Source organism: Pseudomonas sp. KCJK9000 (assembly GCF_046230725.1).
GTDB lineage: Bacteria > Pseudomonadota > Gammaproteobacteria > Pseudomonadales > Pseudomonadaceae > Aquipseudomonas > Aquipseudomonas promysalinigenes.
In genome coordinates this window covers 1-12,828 of record NZ_JBJJLN010000079.1, presented here as the reverse complement: position 1 = coordinate 12,828, position 12,828 = coordinate 1, and the positions used below count along the sequence as shown (strand labels likewise).

Sequence of the window (12,828 nt, the reverse complement as noted above, 5' to 3'; positions counted from 1 at the left end):
TGCAAATTGAGCATGTCATATCTCCTGAAAGTAAGCTTGGTTGCCCGTGCAATCTTCCAGATGGCTTGCGCCCTTGAGACGGTATTTGTGTATTCAATGCACAAAATAAAACGCCCGATGACAGCAGCATCGGGCGTTTTTTTCAGAGCCTTTTACCTGGCTAGCCAGGCACGCGTATATTGGTCAGTACTCAGGAGGCGTCGGCGGCCATCTCCACATCGTGGGCGATCAGCGCTACCAGCGCATTCTGCTGTCGGTGGGACAGCTGGCGGAAGCGTTGCAGCAGCTCTCGCTCGTGAAGCGACAGCTCTGGGCTATCCATGCGCATGCTCAGCTCATCGCCCAGCGCGCCTTCCTGGATAAGGCTCTGCTCCAGGCGCGCGATGATTTCGGAGTTCATGCTGCGGTGGTGGTTGCGCGCTACCTCGGCAATGCGCTCACGCATTCCGTCTGGCAGGCGGACGACGAACTTGTCAGCGGTGCGGCTCGAATAAATAGCCTGTTTCATTGGGCGCATATAAATTGACCGGATTTTACTGGTTCAGGGGAAGCGGTTCTCAAATTGGCCGCACGGAGTGGGAGATACGACCGTGGCGACGACAAAATGTTCAACCCGCACGTGAATTTGGATGGTCATCTTGCCTCATGGTCGCCGTTTCCTTGGCGTCAATTCTGTGACAAATAGTGAGCCGGGTGAAGGCTTTTTGCCAGTACCAATTATCAGAAATGAGTACTGGTTTGAAAAGTTTCACATTAACCAGCCCGCTACGCCGTCAGTCTTTTGCCGTCAAAAACCTGTAAAACGCGGCAAAACATCAAGAAAACCCCTAGAATACGAAGGTTTCCTTCCATAGAGCATAGTGGCTATGCAACATGACGCAAGCGTCATAAAGAGCGCACCAGCGCGGCTGATCTATTTGATAGGACCCTCAGGATCGGGAAAAGATTCACTGATCAATGCTTCTCGTATGCAACTGAGCGACGCGGGTATCAAGGTCGCTCGCCGAGTCATTACTCGCTCGGCCGAGGCCAGTGGTGAGGCTGCTCAAAGCGTGAGTGAGGAACAATTTGCGCAACTGCGCAACGAGGGCGCGTTGGCCATGCATTGGCGGGCCAACGGCCTGTCGTACGGTATTCCAAATGAGGTGGGTCAATGGTTGGCGCAAGGGTGCTCGGTGCTGGTCAATGGTTCACGTGCCTATTTGCCATCCGCACGCCAGCGTTACCCAAACCTGTTGGCAGTTTGCATTGACGTTCAGCCCAGCGTGCTGCGTGAGCGCTTGTTATCACGCGGCAGGGAAACTTTGGAGCAGGTCGATCAGCGCTTGGCCCGCAGTGTCGAGCTGCAGCTAGAAGCAGGGCAGGGTGTCCATCATATTGATAACTCCGGCCAACTGTCGACTGCAGTCGTGGCGTTACTTGAGCTGCTACGTAGGGAACACTTAATACCTGAGGGGCCCGGAAAAAACCTACAGGGTGATGAGCGATTGCAGCATGACAGAAGTTAGCGTGCTGGCTAACATGCTGGCCGTCTGGCGACGGCTACACGGTCGTGCGCAGGCTCCGGTTGAACGAACGGATGCCTTTCTATAGAATCATTCGTTCTTACTCCCGCGATGTCTCCTTAGTTTAATGGATAGAACGAGCCCCTCCTAAGGGCTAAGTGCAGGTTCGATTCCTGCAGGGGACGAATCACCGCGCACTCGCTTCATCTCCCACCGACTCTCCAGAAATCCCCCTAGGCGATATCCCCCTTGCCAGGCCGAGTTTGGGCTATATAAGTCAGCCCTCTGCTCGGTTGCCCATGCCTGCTAAATCCCGACCTTCGCCTCTCGTTTTCTTTACACAAGGCCGACGCACGCTGCGCGCGTATCGGCGCTTGCTGTCATTTCATCGAGGGTCGAAAGATGCTTGCCGCCACCTGCTCCAAGGCCAGCCAGCTGCTGCCTGTTGCCAATCCATTACCGCTAAGTTCGTTGCGGCCCGCCTGCGCGAGGGGTAAGCCATGAGCGCGCTGCTCGAGTTGATTGCTCGGCCATTGCAGCCTGGCCAGCGCAGCCTGCCGCTGCTGGTCGAAGCCCCCCATGCAGGCCTTGACCTGAACGAGGCGCTTGAGCCGATCCGCGAGTTGGTCGACCGCCACTTGCTCGATGTTGGAGGCATCCTGTTCCGAGGGTTCCAGGTGGGCGGTGCCGAGGCTTTTCGCAGCTTCGCCGCCGGCTTCGGTCACCCGCTGCTGAACTACGAGTTTGGCTCTACGCCGCGCAGCAACGTCACACAGGGCGTGTACACCTCCACCGAATACCCGCCGCACCAGAAGATCCCACTGCACAACGAGCAGGCCTACACCCGCGAATGGCCGATGAAGATCTGGTTCTACAGCATGGTTGCCGCCCAGAGCGGAGGCGAAACGCCGATCGCTGACAGTCGCGAGGTATTTCGGCGCATCGACCCGCGTATTCACGAGCGTTTCAACCGTCATGGGCTGATGTACGTGCGTAATTTTGGTAACGGCCTGGATGTACCCTGGGAGCAGGTGTTCAACAGTGATGACCCGGCAGTGGTCGAGGCGTACTGTCGGCGCCATGCAATCAGCTGCGAATGGAAGGACGACGGCGAGCTGCGTACCCGGCAGATCTGCCAGGCTGTAGCCCGCCACCCACGTACCGGTGAAGATGTGTGGTTCAACCAAGCGCACCTGTTCCATGTGTCGAACCTGCCCTTGGAAGTACGCCAGAGCTTGCTGGAAATCGTCGACGAGCAAGACCTGCCGCGCAATGTCTATTACGGCGATGGCACCGTCATCGAAGATTCGATCCTCGACGAAGTGCGCGGTGTGCTGGATGAATGCACCGTAGCCTTTGCTTGGCAGGAAGGTGATGTGCTGATGCTCGACAACATGCTGGCCGCACACGCGCGCAGTACCTTTACCGGCACCCGCAAGGTCATCGTGGCCATGGCCGAAGGCCACGGCGCGGGCTGAACCTGCAAGCCGTTGGCAGCGAGCGCCGGTACGTCCTGCCGCGTACCGGCGCGCAACAATGATAGGCCGGACAGGTTTTGCAGCCCGTGCCTAAATGCGAGCCGGAATCATTCGTTCAACAGGTATCGCGGAGCCCAGGGCGGCTCCCTTCACCGGTTCGGACGACCTATGAGCACCCTCGATCAATCCCATAAGCTGGCGCGCCGCTTCATCGAACTGCCGCTGGACAAACGCCGTGTCTTCTACGCAGCCCTGCGCAACGAGCAGGTCGACTTCGCGCAATATCCGATCCCGGACTGCAGCGCGCTTGCCAGCCGCGACCAGCTTTCCTATGCCCAACAGCGCATGTGGTTTCTCTGGCAATTGCAGCCAGACAGCGCCGCTTACAATTTGCCGGGGGCGGTGCGTCTGTTGGGTAACCTGAATCGTCAGGCCCTGGAGCTGGCTTTCGCTGACCTGGTTCAGCGCCACGAGTGCCTGCGTACCACGTTCGAGGAAATCGACGGGCAGGCATGGCAGCGTGTCGGTGACGGTGCCCAGATCAAGCTTCGCCATGTCGATCTATCTGCCTTGACCGTGGACCTTCGCCAGCAGCGCACCCGTGAAGAGGTCGCTCGCGAAGCCGGCCAGCCGTTCGACCTGCAGCAGGGCCCGCTGCTGCGCATAGCGCTGCTGCAACTGGCTGGCGATGAGCATGTGTTGCTGCTGACCCTGCATCACATCATCGCCGACGGTTGGTCGATGAATATCCTTATCGAAGAGCTCATGCGCTGCCTGGATGCCCGCAGTGCCGGCCACCAGGCCCAGTTACCGGCGCTTGCCGTGCAGTACCGCGACTATGCCTTGTGGCAACGCAGCTGGATGGAGGCCGGTGAGCAGGCGCGTCAGCTCGAGTATTGGCAGGCACAACTGGGCGATGAGCATGAGCCGCTCGAGTTGCCCAGCGATCGACCGCGCCCAGCCCAGCCGAGCCACGCAGGCGCGCGCCTGGAGTTCGCTATCGATCAAGAACTGCGCAATGGCCTCAAGGCACTGGCCCAGCGCCAGGGTGTGACCTTGTTCGTGGTGCTGTTGGCGGCCTTCAAGGCCCTGTTGTATCGCTACAGCGGCCAGGGCGATATCCGCGTCGGCGGCCTGATCGCCAACCGCAACCGCGCTGAAGTGGAGGGGTTGATCGGCTTTTTCGTCAATACCCAAGTGCTGCGTAGCCAGCTCGATGGCCGCCAGACTTTCGCGCAGTTGTTGCAGGCGCTGCGTCAGACCACGCTGGACGCCCAGGCCCATCAGGAGTTGCCATTCGATGCGCTGCTCGAAGCGCTGCCGGCCAATCGCAGCCAGAGCCACAACGCCTTGTTCCAAGTGATGTACAACCATCAGCCGATGGTCACCGATATCCAAGGGATGCGCTTGGCTTGCGGCTTGCAGCTTGCGCACCTGCAGGCCGAGCAAAGCATGGCCGAGGCCCGCAGCCATGCCGCAGCCAGCGATTTGATGCTGGAAACCCGCGAGGAAGGCGAGCGCTTGCTGGCGGCGTTCACCTACGCTACCGATCTGTTCGATGCTGCGACCATCAAGCATATGGCCGGGCACTGGTGCAATCTGCTGCGTAGCGTGCTGGCCGACCCACAAAGCGGTATCGGCCAGCTGCCAATGCTCGCTGTGCCTGAGGCTCGCCAGTTGCAGCAGTGGGCGCTGCGCGCACCTGCACCGCAAGCGTCGGCCCTGGCTCACCAACGTTTTCAGGCGCAGGCGGCACGCACGCCGCAGGCTGTGGCACTGGTGCTGGCTGGCCAAGGGCAGGGCGCCTGCCTGAGTTACGCCGAGCTTGAGCTGCGCAGCAATCAATTGGCTCAGCGCCTGGTGCAATCGGGTGTCGGCCCTGAGGTGCTGGTTGGTGTTGCGCTGCAGCGCTCGCTGGATATGGGGGTAGCCCTGCTGGCGGTGCTCAAGGCAGGCGGTGCCTATGTGCCTCTGGACCCGCAAGCGCCCAGCGAACGTATCGCCCAGGTGTTCGCCGACAGCGGCCTGCGCCTATTGCTGACTCAATCGAACCTCTACAGCCAGTTGCCCCCGGCAGAGGGGATCGAAGTACTGTGCCTGGATCACGCTCAACACCAGCTCAGCACGCAGCCTGCCTGTGCCCCCGAGCTATCGCTGCAGCCTGGCAACCTGGCCTATGTGATTTACACCTCTGGCTCCACTGGGCGCCCCAAAGGCGTTGCCATCAGCCACGGTGCGCTGGCCGAGTTCTGCGAACTGGCCTGCGATTATTCGCGCCTGAGCGCCGAGGATCGCGTACTGCAGTTTGCCACCTGCAGCTTCGACGGCTTCGTAGAGCAGTTCTACCCGCCGCTGTGTGCCGGCGCCTGCGTGGTGCTGCGCGATAGCCAGCTCTGGGACAGCGCCAGCTTCTTGCAAGCCGTGCAAACCCACGGCATTACCGTGGCGGACCTGCCCGCCGCCTACTGGCACATGCTGGTGCAGGATTACGCCCGTAACGCACCGCATGCCTTCGCTGCGCTGCGTCAGGTGCATGTGGGTGGCGAGGCCATGTCGGTCGACGGCCTTGACCTGTGGCGCCGTGCCGGGCTCGGCGGTGTGCGTCTGCTCAACACCTACGGGCCGACCGAGGCTACGGTGGTTTCGAGCATTCACGACTGCACAGATCTCATGTCGCAGGATGTGTCCTGGCGGGGTATCCCCATTGGCAAGGGCTTGGCCGGCCGCCGTCTGGTGATCCTCGATGGCGAGCTGCAGCCGGTGCCGATTGGTGTCATCGGTGAGCTGTACATCGGCGGGCCGGGCCTGGCGCGAGGCTATCACGGCCAGGCCGGCCTCAGCGCCGAGCGCTTTTTGCCCGACCCCGCATCGCCCGGTGAGCGCTTGTACCGCACGGGTGATCGCGCCCGTTTCAATGCGCAGGGTGACATCGAATACATCGGCCGTGTCGACCATCAGGTCAAAGTGCGTGGCTTCCGGATCGAGCTGGGCGAAATCGAAATGCGCCTGCAGCAATGCGCTGGCGTGCGCGAAGCGGCTGTGCTGGCCTTGGACATGGCGGGCGGGCGACAACTGGTGGCCTATGTGGCCACCCAGGCTGATGGCATCGGCCCAGACGCGCAGCGCCAGGCGATTCGCCAGGCCCTGCGCGCGACGTTACCCGACTACATGGTGCCATCGCACCTGGTGCTGCTGGCAAAGCTGCCCCTGACGCCCAGCGGCAAGCTTGACCGCAAAGCCCTGCCAGAACCCGACCCAAGCCATGTGCAGGCCAGCTTCCGGGCGCCGAGCAGCGAGCAGGAGCAACAGCTGGCGGCGATCTGGATGGACGTGCTGCAGGTCCCCCGCGTGGGCCTGGACGACAGCTTCTTCGACTTAGGTGGGCACTCGCTGCTGGCAGCCCAAGTCATCGCTCGCATCAAGTCCGAACTGGGTGTCGCGCTACCGATGCGCAGCCTGTTCGAACGCCCGCATCTGGCTGCTTTGGCGCAAGAGCTCAAGGCCCTGGGCGGCACCGCCGACGAGGACTGGGCCGAAATGGAAGCGTTCATCAATTCACTGGAGGAGGTTTGAGCATGACCCGCAACACGACGCTGCGTATCGCTGAAAAGTTTATCGCGATGCCGCTCGAACAACGCCGCCAGTTCCTCACCAAGCTTGGCCAGCAGGGCAAGGACTTCGGCCTGCTGCCAATTCCAGTCAGCCGCCATGGCCTGCAGGCGATACCGCTGTCCTATGCCCAGCAACGCCTGCTGTTCCTTTGGCAGCTGGACCCGCAAAGCGCTGCCTATAACATGGCCGCTGGCCTACGTCTGCGTGGCGAGCTCGACGAGTGCCGCTTGCAAGCTGCTTTCGACACCCTGATCGAGCGCCACGAAGCGCTGCGCACGGTGTTCCAGGTCGATGGCGAGCAGCCGCTGCAACGGGTTTTGCCGCCAGCGCCGCTGGCGCTGCGCCGGGTCGATCTTGGCAACGCTGACGAAACGGAGCTGGCGCGCGTGGTGCAGGACGAGGTCGCTCGCCCATTCGATCTGCTCAATGGGCCGCTGTTGCGGGCCAGCCTGTTGCGCCTGAGCGCGGATGAACAGGTGCTAGTGGTGTGCATGCACCACATCGTCAGTGACGGTTGGTCGATGGATGTGATGGTCCGCGAGTTCGTGCAGTGCTACCAGGGTGGCGCCCAGCACCTGCCAGCCCTGCCGCTGCAGTATGCCGACTACGCCGTGTGGCAGCGCCGTTGGTTGGAAGCCGGTGAGGGCGAGCGCCAGTTGCAGCATTGGTGCGAACAATTGGGTGATGAACACCCGCTGCTGGATGTGGCTGCCGATTTCCCGCGCCCACCGGTGCAGAGCCTGCAAGGGCAGACGCTGAAGTTCGATTTTGGCCAGCCTTTGTCGCAACGTCTGCGCGATGCTGCACGGGCCCAGGGCGTGACCCTGTTCATGCTCATGTTGACCGGCTATGCGCTGTTCCTGTCGCGCCACAGTGGCCAGCGCGATATTCGCATTGGTGTGCCCAACGCCAACCGTGGGCGCGAAGAAGTCGAAGGCCTGATCGGTTTCTTCGTCAACACCCAGGTGCTGCGCTGTGTTGTCGATGAGCGCCTGTCTTTCAGTGAAATGCTGGTGCGGGTGCGCGAAGCGACCTTCGCTGCCCAGGCCAACCAGGAGTTGCCGTTCGAACAACTGGTGGAAGTGCTCGCGCCGCAGCGCAGCCTTGGCCACAACCCTTTGTTCCAGGCCAAGTTCAACCAGAACGTCGGCGTGCAGAAACAGACCGCGCTGCAGCTGCCAGGGCTTAACGTCTGCGAGTACCCGCTGCGCAAAGAGGGCACCCACTTCGACCTCGCGTTGGACATCACCGACGACGGTAGCCTGATACAGGGCGAGATGACCTATGCCAGCGACCTGTACCAACGCGCCAGCATCGAGGGTTTCATCGAGGTGTTGCGCGGGCTGTTCCAGACGCTGCTGGACGCGCCAGATGCGCCGCTGCACAGCTTGGTCAAGGCGCCTGTCGCCCAGTCCATCAGCCAGGGTGCGCAGCCGGCTTTGGTGCTGCAACGCTGGGACGAGCAAGTGCGCCGCCAGCCCAACGGCCTGGCCGCAGTTTTTGCCGGGCAGCGGCTCAGCCATGGCGAACTGGACAAGCAGGCCAATCGCCTGGCGCAGCACTTGCGCAGGCTGGGCGTGGTCAGCGGTGCGCCGGTCGCCTTGTTGATGGACCGCTCGCTGGACTGGCTAGTGTGCCTGCTGGGTACTCTAAAGGCAGGCGGCGTGTACATGCCGCTGGACACCAAGGCGCCCACCGAGCGCTTGCAGGGCATGCTGCAACGCAGCGGGGCGGCGGTGCTGCTGTGCGAGGCGAATGAAGCCCGCCAGCAGGTGTTGGCCGAAGCAGGATGCCAGGTGCAGGTTTACGCACCACAGTGCTGGGCCTCGCTGCCGGATCACGCGCCATCGAGCCATATCTTGGAAGCCGCGCCGGCCTATGTAATCCATACCTCGGGCTCCACCGGCCAGCCCAAGGGTGTGCTGGTCAGCCATGGTGCGCTGGCCAGCTACGTCGATGGCCTGTTGCACCGGCTGGACCTGGCGGCAGATGCCAGCATGGCGCTGGCCTCGACCATTGCTGCCGACCTTGGCCACACAGTGCTGTTCGGTGCCCTGTGCTCTGGGCGTACCCTGCATGTGTTGCCGCAAGCCTTGGGCTTGGATCCTGATGCCTTCGCTGCCTACATGGCTGAGCAGCGCATCGGCGTGCTGAAGATCGTCCCTAGCCACCTGAACGGCTTGTTGCAGGCCGCCAACCCCGCGCAGGTTCTACCTGAGCATGCCCTTATCGTGGGCGGCGAGGCCTGCTCACCTGCGCTGTACCAGCACGTGCGGGCGCTCAAGCCCCATTGCCGCTTCATCAACCACTATGGCCCCAGCGAAACAACGGTTGGTGTGCTGACCCATGAGCTGCACGGTGAAGCTCAACACGCGGTACCCCTGGGCACAGCGCTGCCCGGTGCCCGCGTGTGGGTGCTCGACGATGTGCTCAATGAGTCGCCAGCGCGGGTGGCCGGTGAACTGTACATTGGCGGCCAGAGCCTGGCCCATGGCTATCTCGGCCAGGCAGCACTGACCGCCGAACGTTTCGTGCCTGACCCATTCGGCGCACCGGGCGCGCGCCTGTACCGCAGTGGCGACCGTGTGCAGCGTGATGATGCAGGTTTGCTGCATTTCATCGGGCGTGCTGACGACCAGGTGAAGATCCGTGGCTATCGTGTGGAGCCGGGGGAGGTCGCCCGTGTGCTGCGCGGCCTGGCCGGGGTGCATGACGCCGTGGTGCTGGCGCTGCCGCAAGGGGATGAACCTACGCAATTGCAGTTGGTTGCCTGGTGCGTGCCAAGCAACCCTGCGCTGAAGGTCCAGACCCTGCGCGAGCAGTTGCAGGCACTGCTGCCCGACTACCTGGTGCCGGCCCATCTGCTGTTGCTCGAGCGCCTGCCGCTGACCGCCAATGGCAAGCTCGACCGCCGCGCACTGCCGCCGCCGCTGGCGCCGCTCAAACGGCAGGTTTCCCCTGGCAGCGCGCTGGAGGAGCAGCTACTGGCCATCTGGCAAGCGGTGCTCAAGCGTGACGATATCAGCGTTGAAGACAACTTCTTCGAGCTCGGCGGCGACTCCATCCTTAGCTTGCAGATCATCGCCCGGGCCAAGCGTCAGGGCATCAAGCTCAGCCCGCGCCAGCTGTTCGAGAAACAGACCATCGTTGAGTTGGCCCAGGTTGCCAAGCTGGTCGATGCAGTGGCCAAGCCAGCCGCTGCAGCTCAGGTCAGCGGCAGCATGCCGTTGCTGCCGGTGCAGGCGCGTTTCTTTGAAATGTCTATGCGCCAGCCCGCGCACTATAACCAGGCCGTCATGCTGCAACCGCGCCAGGCGTTGCCGGCGAACATCGTCGAGCAGGCGCTGGCGCTGCTGATCGCTCAGCATGATGCCCTGCGCCTGGCGTTCAGCAATGTGGACGGCAGTTGGCGCGCCGAACACCGAACTCACGTGCCTGGCGGGCTGCTTTGGCATCGCCAGGTGGCCGATGCCGAGCAGTTGCAGGCCATCGCCGAACAAGCCCAGGGCAGTCTCGACCTGGCCCGAGGGCCACTGCTGCGCGCCGTGCTGTGTGACCTTGAGGAAGGGGGCCAGCGCCTGCTGCTGGTCATCCACCACCTGGTTGTGGACGGTGTTTCCTGGCGGGTGCTGCTGGAAGACCTGGAGCACGTCTGCAACGCCCTGCTGGCCGGGCGAGCACCGTCGCTGGCGGAAAAGGGCAGCGCCTTCAAGGCCTGGGCCGAGCGCCTGGCAAGCTGGGCCCAGGCGCCTGCCGTTGCTCAAGCACTGGCCTACTGGCAAGCCAGCCTTGAGGGGCTAAGTGGCGAACTGCCTGCTGCCCGTTGCGACGCCAAGCTGCAAGTGCGTGACGCGCGTACCGTGCACTGCCGGTTGCCGGCCCACACCACCGAGCAGTTGCTGCAACAGGCGCCGGCTGCCTATCGCACGCAGGTCAACGACCTGCTGCTCACCGCGCTGGCGCGAGTGTTGTGCCGGTGGACTGGGCAGCCTAGTGCGTTGGTACAGTTGGAGGGCCATGGCCGCGAGGACCTGTTCGACGACGTTGACCTGAGCCGCTGCGTAGGCTGGTTCACCACGTTGTTCCCGGTTGCACTGACCCCGACCGATGACCTGGCAGGCTCGCTCAAACGCATCAAGGAGCAGTTGCGCGGCGTGCCTGAGCGCGGGATGGGTTATGGCGTGCTGCGTTACCTTGGCAGCCAGGCGCAGCAGGCGGCGTTGCAAGCGTTGCCGCAAGCGCGGGTGACTTTCAACTACCTCGGCCAGTTCGACCAGGCCTTCGGTGAGAAGCGGCTTTTCGCACCTGCGCTGGAAAGCGTCGGCCCTACCCAGGCAGCCGATGCCCCACTCGGCAACTGGCTGAGCGTCAATGGCCAGGTGCTGGGCGGTGAACTGGAGCTTGGCTTCGCCTTCAGCCAGGCGATGTTCGACGAACCTGAGATCAGTGCGCTGGCAGGTGACTATGCGCGTGAACTCAGTGCCCTGGTCAGCCATTGCCTGGACGAGCAGGCTGGCGGTGCCACACCGGCCGACTTCCCACTGGCAGGCTTGAGCCAGGCCCAGCTCGATGCCCTGCCGGTCGACCTGCGACAGGTCGCGCAGATCTACCCGTTGGCGCCGATGCAGGAAGGCATGTTGTTCCATAGCCTGTACGACGGCCAGCCCAGCAGCTATGTCAACCGCCTGCGCCTGGACCTCGACGACCTGGACCCGGGACGGTTCATCCAGGCTTGGCAGCAGGCGCTGGACCAGCACGAGGCATTGCGCGCCGGGTTTGTCTGGGAGCAGGGCCTGGAAGCACCACGCCAAGTGGTATTGCGCCATGTCGAGCTGCCGGTGCAGCGTTTCGACTGGGTTGGCGAGGCTGATATCGAAGCGCGCCTGCAAGCGCTGGCGCAAGCCGAAACGCTGCGCGCTTTCGACCTTGGCCAAGCGCCGCTGCTGCGCCTGGTGCTGGTGCGCACAGGGCCGCAGCGCCATCACCTGATCTACACCAGCCACCACATTCTCATGGACGGCTGGAGCAATTCGCTGCTGTTCGCGGCCGTGATGCAGGCATACGCCGGGCAACCTGCGGCGCCGTTGCAGGCACCGCGCAGCGACTACCTCGGTTGGTTGCAGCAGCAGGACCGTGCAGCTGCCGAGGCATTCTGGAAAGCCCAACTGCGGGATCTGGACGGCCCATCGCTGCTCGGCACCGGCCATGTTGCCAGCCAGTCGGGGCAGGGCGCGGTCGTGCTCGAGCTGGGCCAGGCACTGAGCCAGGGCCTCAAACGCTTCGCACAGGCTCAGCAGGTGACCCTCAACAGCGTGCTGCAGGCTGCCTGGGCGCTGCTGCTGCAGCGCCGTACCGGCCAGCGCCGGGCGTGCTTCGGTGCCACGGTGTCCGGGCGCCCAGCCGAGTTGCCGGGGATCGAGCAGCAGTTGGGCCTGTTCATCAACACTTTGCCGGTGGCGGCCGAGCCGCGAGGGCAGCTCACGGTTGCTGACTGGGTGCGCGAGATACAGGCGCTGAACCTGCGCCTGCGTGAGTACGAATTCCTGCCGTTGTATGCCATTCAGGCGGCGGCTGGGCGCAATGGCGAGGCATTGTTCGACAGCCTGCTGGTGTTCGAAAACTACCCACTGGCGCAGAGCCTGTCGGACAGCAGTGCCGGGCTGCGCCTTTCGGGGCTGCACTATCAGGAGCACAGCGGCTACCCGTTGACGCTGATTGCCGAAGCACGCGAACAGATGCAGTTGACCTTCGCTTTCCAGCGCCAGGTCTTCGTCGATGAGCAGGTGCAGCAGATTGCAGCCGAGCTACGTCATCTGCTGGAAGGCTTTGCCACCGCGCCGCAGGCGTTGATAGGCAGTTTCGGGCTGGTGAATTCGGCGGACTACTCACGCATCGTGCAGGGTTGGAACGCCACGGCGCGCACTTATCCAGGCACGCCTTATGTGCACCAGTTGTTCGAGCAGCAGGTCGCCCGTCAACCGCAGGCCCCAGCACTGAGCTTCGCCGACCGTACCCTGAGCTATGCCGAACTGAACACCCAAGCCAACCGCCTGGCGCAGCACCTGCGCGGCATGGGCGTAGGCCCGGATGTACTGGTGGGCATCGCCGCCGAGCGTTCGGTAGAAATGGTGGTCGGCCTGCTGGCGGTGCTCAAGGCCGGTGGCGCCTATGTGCCGCTGGACCCTGAATACCCCCAGGACCGCCTGGCCTATATGTTCCAAGACAGCGGCATT

General features: G+C 63.0%; 5 protein-coding genes and 1 tRNA gene. 5 read left to right on the top strand and 1 reads right to left on the bottom strand.

Annotated elements, in window-relative coordinates; all coding sequences use genetic code 11:
- Positions 1–190: 190 nt before the first annotated feature.
- Positions 191–517, bottom strand: a complete 327-nt coding sequence (locus tag ACK59H_RS21455; protein ID WP_060480503.1) for an Arc family DNA-binding protein — start codon at positions 515–517, stop codon at positions 191–193.
- A 349-nt stretch (positions 518–866) separates the two neighbouring features.
- Between ACK59H_RS21455 and phnN the strand changes: the two genes are divergently transcribed.
- The 5 genes from phnN to ACK59H_RS21430 all read left to right on the top strand — a co-directional run.
- Positions 867–1,508 carry a phosphonate metabolism protein/1,5-bisphosphokinase (PRPP-forming) PhnN gene (gene phnN, locus ACK59H_RS21450; RefSeq protein WP_409264895.1) on the top strand — a complete coding sequence of 214 codons (642 nt, stop codon included), beginning with the start codon at positions 867–869 and terminating at the stop codon, positions 1,506–1,508.
- A 110-nt stretch (positions 1,509–1,618) separates the two neighbouring features.
- Positions 1,619–1,690, top strand: a tRNA-Arg gene (locus ACK59H_RS21445).
- 315 nt (positions 1,691–2,005) lie between these two features.
- Positions 2,006–2,983 (top strand): TauD/TfdA family dioxygenase, encoded by a 978-nt coding sequence (locus tag ACK59H_RS21440; protein WP_060480501.1) that lies wholly within the window; start codon positions 2,006–2,008, stop codon positions 2,981–2,983.
- Positions 2,984–3,151: 168 nt separating this feature from the next.
- Positions 3,152–6,556: an amino acid adenylation domain-containing protein gene (locus tag ACK59H_RS21435; protein ID WP_409264894.1), complete on the top strand. Its 3,405-nt coding sequence runs from the start codon at positions 3,152–3,154 to the stop codon at positions 6,554–6,556.
- A 2-nt stretch (positions 6,557–6,558) separates the two neighbouring features.
- Positions 6,559–12,828 (top strand): amino acid adenylation domain-containing protein (locus ACK59H_RS21430; protein ID WP_409264893.1); only part of this gene is annotated, 6,270 nt, incomplete at its 3' end.